General features: G+C 72.6%; 21 protein-coding genes. 12 read left to right on the plus strand and 9 right to left on the minus strand.

All coding sequences use genetic code 11. The features are described from left to right. The 4 genes from EAO70_RS28800 to EAO70_RS28815 all read left to right on the plus strand — a co-directional run. A partial coding sequence (locus tag EAO70_RS28800; RefSeq protein WP_148006566.1) for a polysaccharide deacetylase family protein occupies nt 1–733 on the plus strand: 733 nt, incomplete at its 5' end. A 98-nt stretch (nt 734–831) separates the two neighbouring features. Then, a complete protein-coding gene (locus tag EAO70_RS28805) occupies nt 832–1197 on the plus strand; it encodes a YciI family protein (protein WP_148005789.1) in 366 nt (121 codons plus the stop codon). A 120-nt stretch (nt 1198–1317) separates the two neighbouring features. After that, nucleotides 1318–2523 (plus strand): RNA polymerase sigma factor, encoded by a 1206-nt coding sequence (locus EAO70_RS28810; RefSeq protein WP_148006567.1) that lies wholly within the window; start codon nt 1318–1320, stop codon nt 2521–2523. Nucleotides 2524–2542: 19 nt separating this feature from the next. After that, nucleotides 2543–3178, plus strand: a complete 636-nt coding sequence (locus tag EAO70_RS28815) for a hypothetical protein (protein WP_148005790.1) — start codon at nt 2543–2545, stop codon at nt 3176–3178. An 88-nt stretch (nt 3179–3266) separates the two neighbouring features. Here EAO70_RS28815 and EAO70_RS28820 read toward each other — a convergent pair whose 3' ends face one another. Continuing rightward, nucleotides 3267–4457, minus strand: coding sequence for a class I SAM-dependent methyltransferase (locus EAO70_RS28820; RefSeq protein WP_261993103.1), 1191 nt, complete (start codon nt 4455–4457; stop codon nt 3267–3269). A gap of 129 nt (nt 4458–4586) precedes the next feature. Here EAO70_RS28820 and EAO70_RS28825 point away from each other — a divergent pair, with 129 nt between their 5' ends. The 4 genes from EAO70_RS28825 to groL all read left to right on the plus strand — a co-directional run bounded on the left by EAO70_RS28825 (nt 4587) and on the right by groL (nt 7994). Further along, nucleotides 4587–5516, plus strand: a complete 930-nt coding sequence (locus EAO70_RS28825; protein ID WP_148005791.1) for a polysaccharide deacetylase family protein — start codon at nt 4587–4589, stop codon at nt 5514–5516. After that, on the plus strand, nt 5513–5713 hold the full coding sequence (locus EAO70_RS28830; protein ID WP_148005792.1) for a hypothetical protein: 201 nt from the start codon (nt 5513–5515) through the stop codon (nt 5711–5713). The genes EAO70_RS28825 and EAO70_RS28830 overlap by 4 nt, the downstream gene beginning before the upstream one ends. Before the next feature lie 212 nt (nt 5714–5925). Then, nucleotides 5926–6234 carry a co-chaperone GroES gene (groES, locus tag EAO70_RS28835; RefSeq protein ID WP_017239619.1) on the plus strand — a complete coding sequence of 103 codons (309 nt, stop codon included), beginning with the start codon at nt 5926–5928 and terminating at the stop codon, nt 6232–6234. 131 nt (nt 6235–6365) lie between these two features. Continuing rightward, nucleotides 6366–7994: a chaperonin GroEL gene (groL, locus tag EAO70_RS28840; protein ID WP_148005793.1), complete on the plus strand. Its 1629-nt coding sequence runs from the start codon at nt 6366–6368 to the stop codon at nt 7992–7994. Between the two features lie 140 nt (nt 7995–8134). Here groL and EAO70_RS28845 read toward each other — a convergent pair whose 3' ends face one another. The 5 genes from EAO70_RS28845 to EAO70_RS28865 form a co-directional block, all read right to left on the minus strand. Continuing rightward, nucleotides 8135–9157, minus strand: a complete 1023-nt coding sequence (locus EAO70_RS28845; RefSeq protein WP_148005794.1) for a hydroxyacid dehydrogenase — start codon at nt 9155–9157, stop codon at nt 8135–8137. Nucleotides 9158–9174: 17 nt separating this feature from the next. Beyond that, nucleotides 9175–10032: a carbohydrate ABC transporter permease gene (locus tag EAO70_RS28850; RefSeq protein WP_148005795.1), complete on the minus strand. Its 858-nt coding sequence runs from the start codon at nt 10030–10032 to the stop codon at nt 9175–9177. Beyond that, a complete protein-coding gene (locus EAO70_RS28855; protein ID WP_148005796.1) occupies nt 10029–10928 on the minus strand; it encodes a carbohydrate ABC transporter permease in 900 nt (299 codons plus the stop codon). The genes EAO70_RS28850 and EAO70_RS28855 overlap by 4 nt, the downstream gene beginning before the upstream one ends. A 4-nt stretch (nt 10929–10932) precedes the next feature. Next, nucleotides 10933–12261, minus strand: coding sequence for an ABC transporter substrate-binding protein (locus EAO70_RS28860; RefSeq protein ID WP_148005797.1), 1329 nt, complete (start codon nt 12259–12261; stop codon nt 10933–10935). Nucleotides 12262–12382: 121 nt separating this feature from the next. Then, the gene (locus tag EAO70_RS28865) at nt 12383–13480 is read right to left on the minus strand and encodes a substrate-binding domain-containing protein (protein ID WP_148005798.1); all 1098 of its coding nucleotides are present in this window, start codon (nt 13478–13480) and stop codon (nt 12383–12385) included. A 208-nt stretch (nt 13481–13688) separates the two neighbouring features. Here EAO70_RS28865 and EAO70_RS28870 point away from each other — a divergent pair, with 208 nt between their 5' ends. After that, on the plus strand, nt 13689–15536 hold the full coding sequence (locus EAO70_RS28870; RefSeq protein WP_148005799.1) for a DUF2264 domain-containing protein: 1848 nt from the start codon (nt 13689–13691) through the stop codon (nt 15534–15536). Between the two features lie 39 nt (nt 15537–15575). Here EAO70_RS28870 and EAO70_RS28875 read toward each other — a convergent pair whose 3' ends face one another. Together EAO70_RS28875 and EAO70_RS28880 are read right to left on the minus strand one after the other, a co-directional pair. Further along, nucleotides 15576–16349, minus strand: a complete 774-nt coding sequence (locus tag EAO70_RS28875; protein ID WP_148005800.1) for an SDR family NAD(P)-dependent oxidoreductase — start codon at nt 16347–16349, stop codon at nt 15576–15578. 50 nt (nt 16350–16399) lie between these two features. Continuing rightward, the gene (locus tag EAO70_RS28880) at nt 16400–17074 is read right to left on the minus strand and encodes an MOSC domain-containing protein (RefSeq protein WP_148005801.1); all 675 of its coding nucleotides are present in this window, start codon (nt 17072–17074) and stop codon (nt 16400–16402) included. 81 nt (nt 17075–17155) lie between these two features. Between EAO70_RS28880 and EAO70_RS28885 the strand changes: the two genes are divergently transcribed. Continuing rightward, nucleotides 17156–18073: a LysR family transcriptional regulator gene (locus EAO70_RS28885; RefSeq protein WP_148005802.1), complete on the plus strand. Its 918-nt coding sequence runs from the start codon at nt 17156–17158 to the stop codon at nt 18071–18073. An 83-nt stretch (nt 18074–18156) separates the two neighbouring features. Here the strand turns inward: EAO70_RS28885 and EAO70_RS40095 are convergent, their stop codons facing one another. Continuing rightward, nucleotides 18157–18555 (minus strand): WhiB family transcriptional regulator, encoded by a 399-nt coding sequence (locus tag EAO70_RS40095; RefSeq protein ID WP_148005803.1) that lies wholly within the window; start codon nt 18553–18555, stop codon nt 18157–18159. 431 nt (nt 18556–18986) lie between these two features. Between EAO70_RS40095 and EAO70_RS28895 the strand changes: the two genes are divergently transcribed. Beyond that, nucleotides 18987–19598, plus strand: coding sequence for a response regulator transcription factor (locus tag EAO70_RS28895; protein ID WP_003948568.1), 612 nt, complete (start codon nt 18987–18989; stop codon nt 19596–19598). A 243-nt stretch (nt 19599–19841) separates the two neighbouring features. Beyond that, nucleotides 19842–20444, plus strand: coding sequence for a sigma-70 family RNA polymerase sigma factor (locus EAO70_RS28900; RefSeq protein ID WP_030318557.1), 603 nt, complete (start codon nt 19842–19844; stop codon nt 20442–20444). The last annotated feature ends 78 nt before the right edge of the window (nt 20445–20522 follow it).

Raw genomic sequence — 20522 nt, forward strand, 5'->3', positions numbered from 1 at the left:
GTCGTCCCCGCCGTCCACCGGGCACCGGGCGCCCGAGGCCTCGGGGGGCTCGGCCGCGGCCTACCGGAAGTGGGGCCTCAAGCCCCTCGCCGCCCCGCCCGCCCCGCCGAAGGTCAAGCCGGTGGTCCGGAAGCCGGGCGCCCCGGTGCCCGTCATCAGCGACATACCCACCACCGAGAAGATCGTCTTCATCACGATCGACGACGGCGCGGAGAAGGACCCCGCCTTCGTCCGGATGATGCGGGACCTCGAGGTCCCGGTCACGATGTTCCTCACCGACGCGGCCGTCCGCACCGACTACGGGTACTTCACCCCGCTCGTCGCCCAGGGCCACGGCCTCGCCAACCACACCCTGACCCACCCGAACCTGCGCACCCTCTCCCCGGGCGCCCAGCGCCGGGAGATCTGCGGCCAGCAGAAGAGGCTCGCGGAGCGGTACGGCACGACCCCCCGCCTCTTCCGCCCGCCCTACGGCAACTGGAACGAGGCCACGCGCACGGCGGCCGGCACCTGCGGCGTCGACGCGATCGTGCTGTGGCGCGAGTCCATGCAGATCAAGAACATGCAGTACCAGCGGGGCGACCGGAAGCTGCACCCCGGCGACATCATCCTGGCCCACTTCCGCGGTCCGTCCGAGCTCAAGGGCCGCACGATGACGGAGATGACGGCGACGATGCTGCGCCGCATCCAGGAGCAGGGCTTCACCGTGGCGCGCCTGGAGGACTACGTCTAGAAAAAGAATCCCGCGGGTCGTCGATGCGGCGCGTTCCCGTTCGACGTATGTGTGGAAGGCGGGGAACGGCCCCGCCACCGCGTCATCGAGGAGTCGTCATGCCCCGCTTCCTGTCCCTCGTCCGCATCGAGGAGAACACCATCGACATGGAGAGCGCCGACCCCGGCTTCGAGGAGCGGATGGGCGCCCTCTTCGAGGAGATCACCAAGGCCGGTGCCATGGTCGACACCGCCGGGCTGCGGCCGACCGCCGAGTCCACCCGGATCACCTGGTCGGACGGGAGCCTGTCGTTCACCGACGGGCCGTTCACCGAGACCAAGGAGGTCGTCGGCGGCTACGCGATGCTCCAGTGCAAGGACATGGCCGAGGCCGTCGAGTGGGGGAAGCGGTTCCTCGCCGTGCACCCGCCGCACTGGAAGGTCGGTCTGGAGGTCCGCGAGGTCGAGGAGATGCCGGAGGGCTGAACCGGTTCCGCGGCCCGTCTGTGCCGTCTGTGCCGTCTGTGCGTTCCCGTGCCGTCCTGTGCTGTCATGTGAGGCGTGACGGCACAGACGGTCGAGGAGACGTTGGAGACGGTCTTCCGGATGGAGTCGGCGCGGATCATCGCCACCGTGGCGCGGATCGTCCGCGACGTCGGCATCGCCGAGGAGATCGCCCAGGACGCGCTCGTCGCCGCCCTGGAGCAGTGGCCGCTGACCGGCGTCCCGGACCGCCCGGGAGCCTGGCTGACGGCCGCGGCCAAGCACCGGGCCGTCGACCTCGTGCGGCGCCGTGAGACCTACGCGCGCAAGCTCGCGGAGGTGGGCCGGACGCTCGTGGAGGAGTCGTACGACCCCGAGCCCGCCGAGCCCGGGGACATCGACGACGACGTGCTGCGGCTGATCTTCACCGCCTGTCACCCGGTGCTCTCGCCCGAGGCCCGCGCCGCCCTCACCCTGCGGCTCGTCGGCGGGCTCCGCACGGACGAGATCGCCCGCGCCTTCCTCGTACGGGAGGCGACCGTCGCGGCGCGGATCACCCGCGCCAAGCGGGCGCTCGCGAAGGCGGGCGTCGCGTTCGAGGTGCCCTACGGAGCCGACCGGGCGGCCCGGCTCGGCTCCGTCCTGGAGGTCGTCTACCTGATCTTCAACGAGGGGTACGCGGCGACCGCCGGCGACGACCTGCTGCGGCCGGGCCTCTGCGAGGACGCGCTGCGGCTCGCCCGCGTCCTCGCCGCGCTCGTCCCCCAGGAGGGCGAGGCGCAGGGGCTCGCCGCCCTGCTGGAGCTCCAGGCCTCCCGGACGGCGGCGCGGACGGGGGCCGACGGGCGGCCGGTCCTGCTCGCCGACCAGGACCGGCGGCGCTGGAACCGGCTCCTGATCCGGCGCGGGTACGCGGCGCTCGAACGGGCCGGGGACGGCCGCTCGTACGGCCCGTACGCCCTCCAGGCGGCCATCGCCGCCCTGCACGCCCGGGCCGCGTCGTACGCGGAGACGGACTGGGCGACGATCGCCGCGCTGTACGGGAGGCTGGGCGTCCTGACCCCCTCGCCGGTCGTCGAGCTGAACCGCGCGGTCGCCGTCTCGATGGCCGAGGGGCCCGCGGCGGCCCTGCCGATCGTCGACGCCCTCGCCGCCGAACCGGACCTGGCCCGCTACCACCTGCTGCCGAGCGTCCGCGGCGACCTGCTGGCCCGCCTCGGGCGGGCGGCCGAGGCGCGGGCGGAGTTCGAGCGGGCGGCGGACCTCACCCGAAACGAGAGCGAACGGGCGCTGCTGCGGGGGAGGATGCGGGAGTCGGACCCGGGGTGACACCCCGTAGGGTTTTGGCATGTCCCCGCGCAATCCGTTGCCCCCGCCGCCCCCGCCCGCCGAACTGCGGAGTTGGCCCGACCGGGAGGCGCGGCTCGCCGACCGGGCGCTGGCCCTCGACGAACTCGGCCGCCGGCTGCTCGGCGGCCCGCGGCTCGCGATGTTCCTGCTCGGGTTCCTGCTGCTCCAGCTGGGCTGGGGGCTGGTCGGCGTCCTGGTCATCGCGGTGGGACGGCCCGACGGCGACCCGCTGATGCTGCTGACCGGGCTCTTCACCGCGGTCCTCGGCGTCGGCGCCCTGGTCCCGGCCGTGTGGCTGACGGTCGCGGGCCTGCGGCGCGACCGGACGGTCCGCGGACTCCTCGTGCAGTGGGCGGCCCTGGACCGGCACGGGCCGACGGACGCCCGGCTGCGCGCCCCGGTCCGCTCCGCCTGCTGGCTGCTGCTGTCGTTCGCGATGGCCGGGACCGGACTCTGGCTGGGCTTCGCGGTCCCGGCCGGTGTCGGCTCGCACGAGGGCTACGGTCTGGTCGTCTACGGCATGGGCGTCGCCATGATCTTCTGGGTGACCGGCCTGACGGGTCTGGCGAAGGCGATCGGCCACTACCGCTTCGCGGTGCGACTGACGGGCCGCGGGCCGTCGGCGTCGTCGTGAGCGGGCCCGTCGGCGTCGCCGTGAACCGCCCGTCGGCGCCGCCCCTGAGCCGCCCGTCGTCGCCCTGAGAGCCCCCGGACGGGCGGGCTCAGCGACCGGTGACCGCCGGGTGGCCGATCAGCATGGTCGGGGCTCCGGCGACCCGGGTCAGCAGGACGGTCGCCGCGTTCGGGCCCTTCGGCTTCACCCTGCGGCGGATCTCCTCCGGCTCGACCGCCGAGCCGCGCTTCTTCACCGTGAGGGTGCCGACCTCGCGCTCCCGCAGCAGCGCCTTCAGCCGCTTCAGGTTGAAGGGCAGTTCGTCGGTGATCTCGTACGCGGCGGCGTACGGCGTCGGGACCAGTGCGTCCGCCGTGATGTACGCGATCGTCTCGTCGACCAGGCCGCCGTCCAGCTCCTCCGCCAGCTCGGCGACCAGGTGCGCGCGGATGACCGCGCCGTCCGGCTCGTAGAGGTAGCGGCCGACCGGGCGGACCGCCGGGTCCGGCAGTCCGCGGCCGGTGAGTCCGGCCCCGGAGGGCAGCAGGGTGGCACGGCGGGCGCCCGGCTCGGTGCCGAACCAGAGGACCGCCTCCTTGACGTCCCCGCCGTCCGAGATCCACTCGGCCTCGGCCTCCTCGGGGACGGCCTCGTGCGGGATGCCCGGGGCCACCTTGAGCGCCGCGTACCGGGCGCCGCGGGCCGCCCCGACGGCCCAGGAGAGCGGCGGGGAGTACGCCTCGGGGTCGAAGATCCGGCCCCGGCCCCCGCGCCGGGCCGGGTCGACGAAGACCGCGTCGTACGGGGTGGTGTCGATCTCGGTCACGTCCGCGCAGCGGACCTCGACGAGGTCAGCGAGGCCGAGCGCCTCGGCGTTGGCGCGGGCGACCTCCGCCGTCAGCGGGTCGCGGTCCACGGCCAGGACGGAGATCCCGGCGCGCGCCAGCGCGAGGGCGTCGCCGCCGATCCCGGAGCAGAGGTCGGCGACGCTCCGGATGCCCAGCGCCTTCATCCGGGCGGCGCGGTACGTGCCGACCGAGGCGCGCGTGGACTGCTCGACGCCGTTCGGCGTGAAGTACATCCGGTACGCGTCCTGCGTGCCGAACTTCGCCACGGCCCGCTGCCGCAGCCGCGCCTGCCCGATCGCGGCCGTGACCAGCTCCGCGGGGTGGTCCCGGCGCAGCCGGGAGACGACCGCCAGTTCCTGGGCGGGGTCGTGGTCGCGCAGGGCGTCGAGGAGGGCCTGCCCCTCGGGGGCGAGCAGCGGGGCGAAGGAGGCGAGGTCGGTCACCCGTCCCATTGTGGGCCCTGCGGTGCTGTGGGCCGGCCGGGGGACCGGGGGCGCGTACGGCGGTGTCGTACCCGGTCCGGGGCTCCCGCGCTGACAGGATGCGGCGCCATACGACTCGTACGACAAAAGGAATAAAAGATGGCACATGGTGTGCACGGTTCCTCCAGGGTGCTCGGCGCCGCCCTCGTCGTCGCCGTCCTCGCCTCCGCCGCCTCCGGCTGCGCCGAAGGCGCGGGGCCGGACCGCACCGCCCCCGCGCCCGCCGCCGGCCAGCAGGCGCCGGGCCAGGCGCAGCAGGGGGCGGCCGGCGCGCTCAGCGCGTACGTCGAGAAGGTCCGCGCGCAGCGCACCGCCCGGCTGGCCGCCGCGAAGAGGTGGGGCCTGGCCAAGGCACCGCTGGAAGCCCCGGCGCCGCCCGTCACCAAGCCGGTGATCACCACCCGCAAGGGATTCGAGACGGACGGCGAGGGCCTGCCGCCCGTCTTCACCACCGTCCCGACCAAGCAGAAGATCGTCTTCCTGACGATCGACGACGGTGCGGAGAAGGACCCCGAGCTGCTGCGGATGATGAAGGAGCTGCGGATCCCCTACAGCGCCTTCCTCAGCGACTACGTCGTCAAGGACGACTACGACTACTTCGCGCGGATGCAGAAGTCGCAGGAGGGCGGGGTGTCCCTGCACAACCACACCCTCAACCACCGCTACCTGCCCGGACTCTCGTACGCGCAGCAGAAGCGCGAGATCTGCGGCATGCAGGACGTCATCGAGAAACGATTCGGCAAGCGGCCGCCGCTCTTCCGCCCGCCGTACGGCAACTACAACGAGGACACCCTGCGCGCCGCCAGGACCTGCGGCGTGAAGGCCGTCCCGCTGTGGGCGGCGGAGGCCTTCCCCGACCACATGGAGTGGCGCGAGTGGGACCGCGACCTGCACCCCGGCGACATCGTCCTCACCCACTTCCGGGGCAAGGAGGACTGGAAGGGCAGCATGGCGGACATGGTCCGCCGGGTGATGAACGTGATCACGGCCAAGGGGTACGCGGTCGCCCGCCTCGAGGACTACGTGTGAGCCGGCGCCGCGCGCCCGCCCTGCTGACCGCGCTGCTCGTGCTCGGCCTGACCGGCTGCGCCTCCACCGTGGACCCGATCGAGCGGCTCGGCCGGAAGGCCGTGGAGCGCGTCGGCCCCCACGGCGCCGAGCCCGAGCCGCCGGCCGGCCGGGCCTCGGCGGAGCTGCCGCGGGTTCCGGGAACGCAGGGCCGCTGAGGCCCGTCACCCGCCCCGACGGAACCGCCACGAGTGATGAATTGGCACTCCGCTTGACCGAGTGCTAATCGCGGTCATAGTCTCGGCACTGGCACTCACCACTGGAGAGTGCCAACTGAGCGACTGGCAGGTCCGGCACCCGCGACGACGGATCCATCTGGTCGCCCCCTCAGACAGTTGACCCCGAGATCTCCGAAGGGGGAGGTCGGATCGTGACGACCACCAGCTCCAAGGTTGCCATCAAGCCGCTCGAGGACCGCATTGTGGTCCAGCCGCTCGACGCCGAGCAGACCACCGCCTCTGGCCTGGTCATCCCGGACACCGCCAAGGAGAAGCCCCAGGAGGGCGTCGTCCTGGCCGTGGGCCCGGGCCGCTTCGAGAACGGCGAGCGTCTGCCGCTCGACGTCAAGACCGGCGACATCGTGCTGTACAGCAAGTACGGCGGCACCGAGGTGAAGTACAACGGCGAGGAGTACCTCGTCCTCTCGGCTCGCGACGTGCTCGCGATCGTCGAGAAGTAATTCACCGACGTACCGAAGCACCGAAGTACCGAGCACCCAGCAGATGCTCAGAGCTGCGCCCCGAGGCCCCTTCCAGGCGCCCCGGGGCGCGGTTCGTTCCACCCCGATTCCGAGAGGGCTGAACCGCTCCCATGGCGAAGATCCTGAAGTTCGACGAGGACGCCCGTCGCGCCCTTGAGCGCGGCGTCAACAAGCTTGCCGACACGGTGAAGGTGACGATCGGCCCCAAGGGCCGCAACGTCGTCATCGACAAGAAGTTCGGCGCCCCCACCATCACCAACGACGGTGTCACGATCGCCCGCGAGGTCGAGATCGAGGACCCGTACGAGAACCTCGGCGCCCAGCTGGTGAAGGAGGTGGCGACCAAGACCAACGACATCGCGGGTGACGGCACCACCACCGCCACCGTGCTCGCCCAGGCCCTGGTCCGCGAGGGTCTGCGCAACGTCGCCGCGGGTGCCTCCCCGGCCGCCCTGAAGAAGGGCATCGACGCCGCCGTCAAGGCCGTCTCCGACGAGCTGCTCGCCACCGCGCGCCCGATCGAGGACAAGTCCGACATCGCCGCCGTCGCCGCGCTCTCCGCGCAGGACCAGCAGGTCGGCGAGCTCATCGCCGAGGCGATGGACAAGGTCGGCAAGGACGGTGTCATCACCGTCGAGGAGTCCAACACCTTCGGCCTGGAGCTCGACTTCACCGAGGGCATGGCCTTCGACAAGGGCTACCTGTCCCCGTACATGGTGACCGACCAGGAGCGTATGGAGGCCGTCCTCGACGACCCGTACATCCTGATCAACCAGGGCAAGATCTCCTCGATCCAGGACCTGCTCCCCATCCTGGAGAAGGTCATCCAGGCCGGTGGCGGCAAGCCGCTCCTGATCATCGCCGAGGACGTCGAGGGCGAGGCCCTGTCGACCCTGGTCGTGAACAAGATCCGCGGCACGTTCAACGCCGTGGCCGTCAAGGCCCCCGGCTTCGGCGACCGCCGCAAGGCCATGCTCGGCGACATCGCCACCCTCACCGGTGCGACCGTCATCGCCGAGGAGGTCGGCCTCAAGCTCGACCAGGCCGGTCTGGACGTGCTCGGCACCGCCCGCCGCGTCACCATCACCAAGGACGACACCACCCTCGTCGACGGTGGCGGCGACTCGTCCGAGGTCCAGGGCCGCGTCAACCAGATCAAGGCCGAGATCGAGTCCACGGACTCCGACTGGGACCGCGAGAAGCTGCAGGAGCGCCTGGCGAAGCTCGCCGGCGGCGTCTGCGTCATCAAGGTCGGCGCCGCCACCGAGGTGGAGCTGAAGGAGAAGAAGCACCGCCTCGAGGACGCCATCTCGGCGACCCGCGCCGCGGTCGAGGAGGGCATCGTCTCCGGCGGTGGCTCCGCGCTCGTCCACGCCGTCAAGGTCCTGGAGGGCAACCTCGACAAGACCGGCGACGAGGCCACGGGTGTCGCGGTCGTCCGCCGCGCCGCCGTCGAGCCGCTGCGCTGGATCGCCGAGAACGCCGGCCTCGAGGGCTACGTCATCACCTCGAAGGTGGCGGAGCTCGACAAGGGCCAGGGCTTCAACGCCGCGACCGGCGAGTACGGCGACCTGGTCAAGGCCGGCGTCATCGACCCGGTGAAGGTGACGCGCTCCGCGCTGGAGAACGCCGCCTCGATCGCCTCCCTCCTCCTCACCACCGAGACCCTCGTGGTGGAGAAGAAGGAAGAGGAGCCGGCCGACCACGGTCACGGCCACGGTCACGGCCACTCGCACTGACGTGTGACGTAACCGAGCACCGAGGCCCGGTGCCCCCGTCGCGGGGGCACCGGGCCTCGGTCGTACCCGGCGGCGTCCCCCCCCGGTCCGGGTGGGGCGCGTCCGGCGGGCCGGGAGCGCCGGCGCCGGCGCCGCTCCGGCTACGCCGAGTGCCGGAGGTCCGCGGCCCGTACCTCCTCCGCGAACGGCTCGCCGCGGACGTACCGCGCGACCTCCTCCAGCGCCTGGTCCGTCATGCGGTGCAGCTCGTTGCCCAGGGAGCCCGCGACGTGCGGGGTGAGGAGGACGTTCGGGAGGGTGTAGAGCGGGGAGTCCGGGGGCGGGAGCTCCGGGTCGGTGACGTCCAGGGTCGCGTGGAGGCGGCCCGAGACCAGGTGGGGGAGCAGGGCCCGCTCGTCGATCAGAGAGCCCCGGGAGGTGTTGACCAGGGTCGTCCCGTCGCGCATCGCCGCGAGCTGGCGCGCGCCGATCATGCCGTGGGTGGCGGGGAGCTGGGGCGCGTGGACGGAGACGACCGTGCTGCGGGCGCACAGCTCGTCGAGGTCGGCCACGAGTTCCGTGCCCGGGGGCGGGACGTCGACGTACGGGTCGTACAGGAGGATCTCGATGTCGAAGGGGCGCAGCAGGTCGATGACCCGGCGGCCGATGCGGGAGGCGCCCACGATGCCGACGGTGCGGCGGTAGTTGCCCCAGCCGGCGGACTCGGCGAGCCAGGCGTGGTCGGTGCGGAGTTCGGCGTACCGCTGGGCGGATCCGAGGACCCGTTTCCCGGCGAAGAGGATCGCGGCGAGCGTGTACTCGGCGACGGGCAGCGCGTTGGCCGCGGCGGCGGAGGTGACGCGCAGGCCGCGGTCCCAGCAGGCCTCGGTGATGTGGTGCTTGACCGAGCCGGCCGCGTGGACCACGGCCCGCAGGCGGGGCGCGCGGTCCAGTACGTCGGTGGTCAGCGGGGTCGCTCCCCAGCAGGTGAGGAGGATCTCGGCCTCGGCGAGGGCGGCGGAGGTCCGGGGGTCGCGGGACGTCAGGTCGTGGGCGATCAGCCGCGGGTCGGTCCGGGTGAGGGCGGCGAGCCGGGCGCGGTGGGTGTCGGTGAGGAGGCGTTCGGCCACCCCCTCGCCCATCGCGAGCAGCAGCGGAGGTCGGATGTCGGTGGTCGGGTGCATCGTGGTACCGGGGCTCCTCACTTGACGCTGCCGGCCGTCAGACCGGCCTTCCAGTGGCGCTGGAGGGAGACGAAGGCGACGACGAGGGGGACGACGGCGAGCAGCGATCCGGTGACGACGAGGGGGTAGAAGTCGGGTTCGGCGTGGGCGTTGCTGTTCCACGCGTACAGGCCGAGGCTCAGCGGGTAGAGCTTCTGGTCCGAGAGCATCACGAGGGGGAGGAAGAAGTTGTTCCAGACGGCGGTGAACTGGAAGAGGAAGACGGTCACGAAGCCGGGCATCACCATGCGCAGGCCGATGGACCAGAAGACGCGCAGTTCGCCGGCCCCGTCGATGCGGGCGGCCTCCAGGGCCTCGTCGGGGATGTAGCCGGCGCAGAAGACCCGGGAGAGGTAGACGCCGAAGGGGTTGACGAGGACGGGGATGAGGACGGCCCAGTAGGTGTTGACGACGCCGATCTCGCTGGCGAGGAGGTACATGGGGAGGGCGAGCGCGGTGGTGGGGACGAGGACGCCCAGGAGGACGAGCCCGAAGAGCTTCTCCTTGCCGCGGAAGTCGTAGACGTGGAAGGCGTATCCGGCGGCGACGCTGACGAAGGAGCAGGCGAGGGCGCCGACTCCGGCGTAGAGCAGGCTGTTGGCGTACCAGTGGAAGTAGATGCCGTCGTTGTACTCGGCGAGCCGGTCGAGGTTGCCGCCGAGGTCGAAGCCCTCGAAGGAGAAGGCGTTTCCGGCGAGGAGTCCTCCGGCGTCCTTGGTGGCGGCGGTCAGCAGCCAGACCAGCGGGAAGAGCATGTAGACGACGGCGAGGACGAGGGCGCCGTTGACGGCGGTCTTGGAGAGCCAGACGGAGCCGGAGCGGGGTCGGCCGGTCATGCGGTGCGCTCCTTCCCCGCCTTGCGGCGGCCGGTCATCCGGGTCACCGCGAAGGACAGCAGCGCGGCCGTCAGGGCGAGGAGGACGGACGCGGCGGCGGCGAGTCCGTAGTCGTTGCGGTCGAAGGCCGCGGTGTAGGCGTACATGTTCGGCGTCCAGGTGGAGGTGACGGCGGAGCCCGTGCCCTTGTTGAGGATCAGCGGCTCGGTGAAGAGCTGGAGGGAGCCGATGATCGTGAAGAGGGCGACCATGGCGAGCGAGGCCTTGACGAGGGGGACCTTGACGGAGAAGGCGATGCGCCAGGCTCCGGCCCCGTCGACGGTGGCGGCTTCGAGGACGGACCGGTCGATGGCCTGGAGGGCCGCGTAGAAGATGACCATGTTGTAGCCGAGCCACTCCCACAGCGCGATGTTGACGACGGAGGGCAGGGCGCCCTCGGGGGAGAAGAAGTCGAAGCCGACGCCGCCGGCCTCCATGGCCTGGACGACCGGGCTGAGCTGGGGTGTGTACAGGTAGACCCAGATCAGGGCGGCGATGATGCCGGGGACGGCGTGCGGCAGGAAGAGCGCGAGCTGGAAGAAGCGGCGGGCGCGGGCGAGCGCCGAGTCGAGCAGGAGGGCGAGGCCGAGGGCTCCGGCGAGCAGCAGCGGGATGTAGAGCAGGCAGTATCCGAGCAGGACGCCGAAGCCCTCGCGGAAGGCCCGGTCACCCAGCGCCGCGGTGTAGTTGTCGAGGCCGGTGAAGACGGTCTCGGTGCCGCCGAAGCCCAGTCCGGACTGCTTCTCGGTGAAGAGGCTGAGCCAGACCGCGTAGCCGATCGGCACCACCATCACCGCGAGGAAGAGCAGGAAGAAGGGCGTCAGCAGGATCGTGGCGGCGCGGGTGCGGGCCTTCATCCGGTCAGCCCTCGACCTTCAGGCCGCGCTTGGTGAGTTCGGCGACGGTGGCGTCGTGGCCGGCCTTGACGGCGTCGGTGATGCCGGGGCCGCCCTGGCTGATCTTGCCGAAGTGGTCCTTGATGGCGGTGTTGGTGGTGCCGGTGGTCGGCCCCCAGGCCCAGTTGGGGCTGATGGAGGCGCCCGCGGCCTCGAAGAGGGCGTAGATGTCCTGGCCGCCGTAGTAGCCGGCGTCGAAGGCCTTCTTGGCGACGGGGCGGAGCGCGCCGGCGGCGGGGAAGGCGGAGGAGGTGCCGGAGGCGATGCGGGCCTTGACGCCCTCCTCGGTGGTGGACATCCACTCGGCGAAGGTGACGGCGGCGGCCCGCTGCCTGCTGTCCTTGGTCACGGCGAAGGAGGTGCCGCCGAGCATGCCGCTGGCGGGCTTGCCGTCCCAGCTGGGCATGGGGGCGACGGCCCATTTGCCGTCCTGTTCGGGCAGGGTGCCCTTGAGGACGCCGGCGCCCCAGGAGGCGCCGAGGTAGCCGATGGTGGTGCCGTTCTTGAGGGAGCCGGTCCACTCGGGGCTGAAGGAGGCGTTCTTGTGGACGAGTCCTGCGTCGAGGAGGCCCTGCCAGTAGCCGGCGACCCGGGTGGTGGCCGGGTCGGTGGTGTCGATCTTCCAGGTGTCGTTCTCGGCCTTGAACCACTGGGCTCCGGCCTGCCAGGCCATCGCCTCGAAGGTGGTCGGGTCGTCGGGGAAGAAGGTGGCGATACGGGCCTTGGCGTCGGCCTTCCTGACCTGCTCGGCGGCCTTCTTGAACTCGTCCCAGGTGGTGGGGACCTGGACCTTGTACTTCGCGAAGAGGTCCTTGCGGTAGAAGAAGGCCTGCGGGGCGGCGTCGAAGGGGACGGCCCAGGACTTCCCGCCGAGGGTGGTGAGTTCGACGGTCTGCGGGAGGAGCTTGGCGCGGTCGGCCTCGGTGAACTCGCCGCCGATGTCCTGGAGGGCGCCGGAGCTCACGAACTCGGGGAGCGAGGAGTACTCGATGGAGACGAGGTCGGGGGCGTTGCCGGCCTTCACGGCGTTGGAGATCTTGGCGTAGCCGCCGGCGGTGCCGGAGGGGATCTCCTCGAACTTCACGCGGATGTCGGTGTGGGAGGCGTTGAAGGCGTCGACGACGTCCTTGGAGCCCTTGGCCCAGCCCCAGAAGGTGATGGTGACGGGCTCGCCCGGCTTGCCGGCCGTGCTGCTCGCTGTGCCGTCACCGCCGCCGCCGCAGGCCGTGAGGACGGCGAGGGCGGTGGCGGTGCCGGCTATGACGCGGGACGTTCTGCTCCAACTACGGGTCACGGCACGACTCCTGAAGGGGCGGCGGGGAGGTTGTGGCCGTGATCCTGTGACCGTTCATGACCGAAGTCAAGAGCGAAAGATTGATTGATCGAAAAAAGATCAGATCGAACGGGATCGGAACTCAGACGGACGGCGCCGTGCCCGCCCCGCACGAGTCCCGGACCCGCAGCCTCGGCAGCAGGCCCAGGTGCCGCCGCGCCGCGTCCTCGTCGGGCCCCTCCGTCAGCCGCTCCACCAGGAGTTCCGCGGCGTGCCGCCCCACCTGCCGCTTCGGCGGCGCGACCGCCGTCAGCGGGGTGTCGGCCAGCGCGGCGACCTCGTCGTCGTACGCGATCAGGGCCAGGTCCTGCGGCACCCGGACGCCCAGCTCGGCGAGCCGCTGCACGATCTCGATCGCGTCCACGTCGTTGTGGACGAGCGCCGCGCTCGCGAGCCCCGAGCCGACCGCCTCGTGCAGCGCCCGTACGGCCCGCTCGAAGCCCTCCGCGTCCGCCTCAGCCGGTACGGAGTCGATGACCGGGCGCGGCTCGGCGAGGCCCAGGGCGTCCAGAGCCTCGGCGTACCCGGCGCGTACCGCGAGCGCGGTCGGCGAGTCCCGGCGGGCCACGAGCAGCGGGGTCGCGTGGCCGAGGGAGAGCAGGTGGCGCAGGGCGAGCAGGACGCCGTGGGCGTGGTCGGACGCGACCCGGTCGAGGCCGTCGAGCGGGCTGCCGGGTTCGGCCCGGCGCTCCAGGAGCACGGTGGGCACGGGGAGTTCGGCGAGCCAGTCCCCGTACGCGCGCTGGTCCTCGGGGCCCCGCCAGCCGGGGGCGACGAGGACGCCCTCGGCGCCGGCCGCGAGCAGGCCCTCGGTGCGCGCCCGGTCCTCCTCCGGCCGGTAGTCCGAGACGCGCAGCACGAGCCGGGCGCCGGCGCGGGCGGCCGCCTCGTGGGCGCCCCGGATGACCTCGGCGAAGTAGTACGTGGCGGAGGGGGCCAGGAGGCCGAGGACCAGGCCCTCGCCGGTGCGTCCGCCGCCCGGGGCGCCCCGCCGCTCGGGCCAGGACACCTGGCCGTGGACCCGGTCGAGCAGGCCGCGGCCGGCCAGCAGTTCGACGTCCCGGCGGGCGGTGACGGGGGAGACCCCCAGTCGCGCGGCCAGTTCGGCGACGCGGGCGGTGCCGCGCTCGCGCACCAGGGCCAGCAGTCGGTCGTGTCGTTCGGCAGCACTCTCGCGCACGGCGCAGTTCCCCCTCGCGGTGGTGGTGGTTCCCCGACCTTAGATCACAGCGGCCCCTGAATGATCGAACGGAAGGGAATTCGATCATTCGCTCCGAATGCCTTGACGTTCGATCGGAGCCTGTCCAGGATTCCCGGCGACGGAGTCGTCACCGAGGGGAGCCCGGGAACGTTCCCGGGCGAGCCCCCGGGGAGCCACAGGGAGCATCATGCCCACGCCGCCCGAGAACCGTGAGCTCAGCCCGTACACCGGCTGGACCCGTGCCCACTGGGAGGCCGCGGCCGACCGACTCCTCCTGGCGGTCCGCCCGTTCGCCTCGCCCCGGTACGGACTGATCGACCTGCCCGGCCCCCGCCCCAGCTGGTCCGGTGCCCGCTCCGACGGCCTGGAGGGCTGGGCCCGCACCTTCCTCCTCGCCGCGCTCCGGGTCGCGGGCGCGGGCGGCGAGGACCCGCACGGGCACCTCGCCCGGTACGCGGAGGGACTCGCCGCCGGGACCGCCGAGCCCGGACGCGCCGACGAGGACTCCTGGCCCCGCACCACCGACACCCGCCAGGCGATCGTGGAGGCCGCTACGGTCGCCCTCGGCCTCCGGCTCACCCGCCCCTGGCTCTGGGACCGGCTCGACGACCGCACCCGGGAACGCGTCGCCGACTGGCTCCGCCCCGCCCTCGGCCCGTCCCCCGTCGACAACAATTGGTGGCTGTTCGGCCTCACCGTCGCCGGCTTCCTCCAGGACGCCGGCCTCGACACCGAGCGGGCCGCCGCCACCGTCGACCGCTCCCTCGCCCGCGTCGAGGACTGGTACCTCGGCGCCGGCTGGTACAGCGACGGCGACAACCGCGCCTTCGACCACTACAACGGCTGGGCCCTGCACTTCTACCCGGTCCTGCACGCCCACCTCGCCGGGGACCGGGACCTCCTCGACCGGTACGGCCCCCGCCTCCGCGCCCACCTCGACGACTACGTCCACCTCTTCGACGCCGACGGCGCGCCCCTGCCGTACGGGCGCTCCCTGATCTACCGCTTCGCCGCGGCCGCCGCGCCCTGGCTGGGCGCCCTCACCGGCCACACCCCGCTCACGCCGGGCGCCACCCGCCGCCTCGCCTCCGGCACCCTGCGGTACTTCCTCGACCGCGGCGCCACGGACCCCGACGGGCTCCTCACCCTCGGCTGGCACGGCCCGTACGCGCCCCTGGTCCAGGAGTACTCGGGCCCCGGCTCCCCGTACTGGGCGTCCAAGGGGTTCCTCGGCCTCCTCCTGCCCACGGACCACCCCGCCTGGACCGACCCCGAGGAGGCCCTGCCCGCCGAACGGGCCGACACCGTACGCCCCTTCGCCCCGGCCGGGCTGCTCGTCCAGACCACCGCCGCCGACGGACTCGTACGCCTCCACAACCACGGCAGCAACCACGTGCACAGCGCCGAGGGCGGCGAGGACGACCCCGGCTACGCCCGTCACGCCTACGCGACCCGCACCGGACCGACCACCGCACCGGCCCCCGCCGACAACCACTTCGCGCTGCTGTTCGGGGGGACGCCCACCGCCCGGGGGCCCGCCGACCCCGCCGGCGCCGGCCCCGGCTGGGCCGCCTCCCGGCACACCCCCTGCCCGGGCGTCCGGGTCGTCTCCGCGACCCTCGCCCACGGACGCGCCGAGGTCCGCGCCCATCTGGTCCTCGGCGCCCCGGTGGGGACGCCCGTGCGGCAGACCGGCTGGGCCACCACCCCCGGGGGACCGCACGCCCAACTGCACCCGGTGCACGGCTACCCCCTCGACGGCGGGCCCACCGAGATCCCCACCGGGGAGACCCTCCAGGGCCCCGGCAGCCGGGTCCTCGCCCTGCACGGCACCACGAGCGGTCCGGCCGCGCTCTTCGTCGCGCTCGCCTCGCTCACCGCCGAGCCCGCCCCGGCGCCCGTCACCGACCTCGCGACCGTCCGGGTCACCGGTCACACCCTGCACGTCACCTGGTGGGACGGCGGCACCGCACGGCTGGACCTGGAACGAACCGGCCGGGTGAGCGGGGTCGGGGGGCGCGGACCGGCCGGGTGACGTGCGGGGCGAACCGGCCGGACACGCCGACCACGCCGACTACTTCGGGCCGTACTTCCGGCCCGCCTTGGAGGAGACCCCGCCGAGGAGCCCGCGCGGGGCCAGCTTCACCACACCCATGAGGGCCTTGTAGCGGGGGTCGGGGATCGACAGCGTCCGCCCCCGGTCCAGGTCCGCGAGCGCCGCCGTCACCAGCTTGTCCGCGTCGAGCCACATCCAGCCCGGGATGTTGTCCGTCCCCATCCCGGCCCGCTCGTGGAACTCGGTCCGCACGAAGCCCGGGCAGAGCGCCATCAGCCGCACGCCGCTGCCCGCCAGGTCCCGCGCCGCGCCCTGGGTGAACTGCACGACCCAGGCCTTCGACGCCCCGTACGTACCGCGCGGCAGGAAGGCCGCCACCGAGGCGACGTTGACCACGGACCCCCGTCGGCGCTCCCTCATCGAGGCGGCGGCCGCCGAGGTCAGCCGCAGCACCGCCTCGCAGTGCACCGTGAGCATCTTCAGCTCGTCGGCCATGGACACCTCCAGGAAGCGCCCCTTGTGGCCGAAGCCGGCGTTGTTCACCAGCATGTCCACCGGCTGTTTCGGGTCCGAGAGCCGGGCCTCGACGGCGGCGATGCCCTTCTCCTCGGCGAGGTCCGCCGCGAGCACCTCGGCCTCGATGCCGTGGCGGTCGTGCAGCTCCGTCGCCTGCTCCCGGAGCCGCTTCACGTCCCGGGCCACGAGCACGACGTCATGGCCGTCCGCCGCGAGCCTCCGTGCGAAAGCGGCCCCGATGCCCGCGGTGGCGCCCGTAATCAGTGCAGTCGTCATACGGGCACGGTAGTGCCCGTCCGAGGGCCCTCTTGTCCGCGTACCGCCGACTACGCGCGCGCGTACTTCTCCGCGTACTGGCGTGCGACGTCGAGGAGCCCGGACTCCATCCACGCTGCGGCGACCAACGTCCGCGGCAGCAGGGCGCGTTCGGTGGTCGCGGCGCGGTGGAGCAGTGCGACGGTGATGTCGTGGTCGGGCCGGTGGACGACCGTGACCGGGTCGCCGGCCCGGATCTCGCCCGGCACGATCACCCGCAGCAGCGCGCCGGGACCGGCGTCCGACTGCGTGAAACGCTTCACCCAGCCCTTCTCCTCCAGGAACCCGGCGAACGTACGGCAGGGGATGCGGCCGCCGGTGACCTCCAGGACGACCTCCTCGCCGATCCGCCAGCGCTCGCCGATCAGGGCTCCGTTCACGTCGATGCCGTGGGTCGTGAGGTTCTCGCCGAAGCAGCCGTTGGCGAGCGGGCGGCCGAGCTCCTGCTCCCAGCGGTCCAGGTCCTCGCGCGCGAAGGCGTACGCGGCCCGGTCGTCGCCGCCGTGGAAGCGGAGGTCGCAGACGGTGTCCCCGGCGAGTCCGCTCCGGCCGACGCCCAGCGCCCCGGGCGCCTCGATCCGGACCGGTCCCTCGACGGGGCGCTTGTCGATGGCGGTCAGGCCGGTGGCCGACTCGGTGTAGTCCACGGCTCGGGCGCGGCCCACATTCACACTCAGCAAGGTCATGAGGGCACTTTACGGGCACCCATCTCAAAGCGGGGAGCGGAAAACTGGGCTCTCACCCAAGAGTCGCTTATGCTGGATTCCATGATCGAGGCTCGTCATCTCCGTGTCCTGCGCGCCGTCGCCGCCACCGGCTCCTTCTCGGCCGCCGCGCGCGAACTGGGCTGCACCCAGCCCGCCGTCAGCCAGCAGATGAAGGCCCTCGAAGGCTCCGCCGGGACGCCGCTGCTGATCCGCACCGGCCGCGAGATGCGCCTCACCGAGGCGGGCGAGGTCCTGGTCCGCCACGCCTCCGGCATCCTGGCCGGCCTCACCGCCGCGGAGGAGGAGGTCGCCGCGATCGCCGGGCTCCGCGCGGGCCGGGTCCGGCTGGTCTCCTTCCCGAGCGGCAGCTCCACGCTCGTCCCCACCGCGCTCGCCGCGCTGCGCGCCGCGCACCCCGGCACCCGTGTCTCGCTCGTCGAGGCCGAGCCGCCGCGGTCGATCGAGATGCTCCGCGAGGGCGACTGCGACGTGGCCCTCGCCTTCCGGTACGGCGCGGGCGCGGCCGGCCGGCCGGCCGACGGCCAGGGGGAGTGGGACGACCTGGTGGTCCGCCCGATCCTGGCCGACCGCCTGGTGGGCCTGGTCCCCGAGGGGCACCGGCTCGCCGGGGCCGGGTCCGTGGGCATCGCCGAGCTGGCCGACGAGTCGTGGATCGCGGGCTGCCCGCGGTGTCGCCGGCAGCTCGTGGACGTGTGCGAGGAGGCGGGCTTCACCCCTCGCATCGACTTCGCCACCGACGACTACCCGGCCGTGGTGGGCCTGGTCGGCGCCGGTCTGGGAGTGGCCGTCCTGCCGGAGCTGGCCATCGAGTCCGTACGTCCCAGGGGCGCGCGGACCGTGGTCGTGGAGCCCGCCGTGGAGCGGGAGATCGTGGCCCTGACCCTGCCCGACCTGGCGCAGGTCCCGGCCGTCGCCGCCACCCTGGACGAGCTGACCCGGGCCGCCACGCGCGCGTAGGGCGCCGCCTCGCGCGCGTGGGCACGGCTCCGGATCCTGTCGGGTGCGCGGGTTCGCCGCCGCTTAGTTGAGGAAACGTTCCTTCACGTGCGCTCCGCAATCGGCCGGCCTGTCGCCGTCGCCGATGCCGTCGATGCTGCCGATGTCGTCATGGACGTCACGGACGCGGTCGGCGCCGTCGTCGGCGTCGCTGTGATCAGGCGATTGCGCGCGCGTCCCATGAGCTCTTCGCGTTCGTCCTCGGTGAGGCCGCCCCATACGCCGTAGGGCTCCCGCACGGCGAGTGCGTGTGCCGCGCACTCCGCGCGTACCGGGCACCGCATGCAGACCTCTTTCGCCGAGTTCTCACGCGCACTCCGTGCCGCGCCGCGTTCTCCCTCGGGGTGGAAGAACAGGGAACTGTCGACGCCGCGGCAGGCCGCGAGCAGTTGCCAGTCCCACAGATCGGCGTTGGGTCCGGGAAGGCGGGAGAAATCTGCCATTGCGCTTGTCCCCTTGAAACCGTGTCGAACGGATAGGTGGGCGGGTGGATGGCTGATGGCCGGGGTCCTCGGGCCCCGTGGGTCCGGGTCGGTACACCTACTGTCTAAGTAGATGTAAATATGACTCATTGCGAATCTAGCCACAGACACCGCGAAAAGGGAAGAAAACCCGCTAAATGGGGCATAGCTTTCGAACGTGGACAGAAGGGCCGCGTCGCTCTCCTCCGTGCGCGGCCCCTCACGTAGAGTGCCGAAGGGTGCCGTCCGACCCGTAACTCTTTCGAGTGACCGTCGTTGAGAGTGCGGAGGCGGTTGAAGGAACAAGCGATCGGGCAGGTGTCCGAGAGCGTCAATCGCACAGGTGACGATTACGTACAGCCCTGGAGGCTCAAGGTGACGCGCTACAGCTGCGAGAGCCGCGGAGGTCAGGCATGACATCCGTTCTCGTCTGCGACGACTCCCCGCTCGCCCGAGAGGCGCTCCGCCGCGCGGTCGCGACCGTGCCCGGCGTCGAGCGCGTGACGACCGCGGCCAACGGCGAGGAAGTCCTCCGCCGCTGGGGCGCGGACCGCTCGGACCTGATTCTGATGGACGTACGCATGCCCGGTCTGGGCGGCGTGGAGACCGTCCGCCGGCTGCTCTCCGCGGACCCCGGCGCCCGCATCATCATGCTCACGGTCGCCGAGGACCTCGACGGCGTCGCCCTCGCTGTCGCCGCCGGCGCCCGCGGGTACCTGCACAAGGACGCCTCGCGCGCCGAACTGCGGGCCACCGTCACCCAGGCGCTCGCCGACCCGACCTGGCGGCTCGCCCCGCGGCGCCTCCGTTCGGCCGAGATGGGCGCCGCGCCCACCCTCACCGCGCGCGAGATCCAGGTGCTGGAGGGCATGAGCCACGGCCGCTCCAACGCGGAGATCGGCCGCGAGCTCTTCCTCTCCGAGGACACCGTCAAGACCCACGCCCGGCGGCTCTTCAAGAAGCTGGGCGCCTCGGACCGGGCGCACGCGGTCGCCCTCGGATTCCGCTGGGGCCTGGTCCGCTGAATCGCAGGTCGCCGGGCACCTCCCCGTCCCCGTCCGCGATTGTCGCGGAGCGGACGGGGCCGGCTTGTGTCACTTACCGGCGCGATGCCGCATCCTTGAGATGTGGAGTTCCTCGGGGACGAGTCGATCGAGCGGGACGGGAGGGCGCGGGAGATGAGTTCCGGCGCACCTGCTCATAACGCTTCGGTGCACAACTACGGACGCGGTGCCACGGACGCCGAGGCGTCGGGGCACCATGGAGCGATGCGCGACGACGAGACCGTGGGGTCCCCCATGCCTGCCGGGCAGGGGGAGATCGGCGCGCTCGTGCACCGGGCGGTGGAGGGCGACGCGCAGGCGACGCACGACCTGCTCGCGCGGGTCCACCCGCTCGCGCTGCGCTACTGCCGCACCCGCCTCAACCGGCTGCCGGGCGACGCCCGGCACTTCGTCGAGGACCTGGCCCAGGAGGTCTGCGTCGCCGTCCTGATGGCGCTCCCGCGCTACAAGGACACCGGCAGGCCCTTCGAGGCCTTCGTCTTCGCCATCGCCGGACACAAGGTCGCCGACCTCCAGCGGGCCGCCATGCGCCACCCGGGGTCCACGGCCGTCCCCTCCGACGAGATGCCCGAGCGGCCCGACGACTCCCTCGGCCCGGAGGAGCGCGCGCTCCTCAGCGACGACGCCGAGTGGGCCAAGAAGCTGCTCGCCAACCTCCCGGAGAACCAGCGCGAACTGCTCGTGCTCCGCGTCGCGGTCGGACTGACCGCCGAGGAGACCGGGCAGATGCTCGGCATGTCCCCGGGAGCCGTCCGGGTCGCCCAGCACCGCGCGCTCAGCCGGCTGAGGGCCCTGGCGGAGCAGTAGTCCGCGGCCGATCCCCGGTGGCCGGTCAGTAAGCCGTGCCGGGTACTTTCGGCCCTTTCGTACACGTGGGAACGTCCA

Origin of the sequence: Streptomyces sp. adm13(2018), from assembly GCF_008042145.1 — a bacterium.
In the GTDB taxonomy this organism is placed as follows: Bacteria; Actinomycetota; Actinomycetes; order Streptomycetales; family Streptomycetaceae; genus Streptomyces.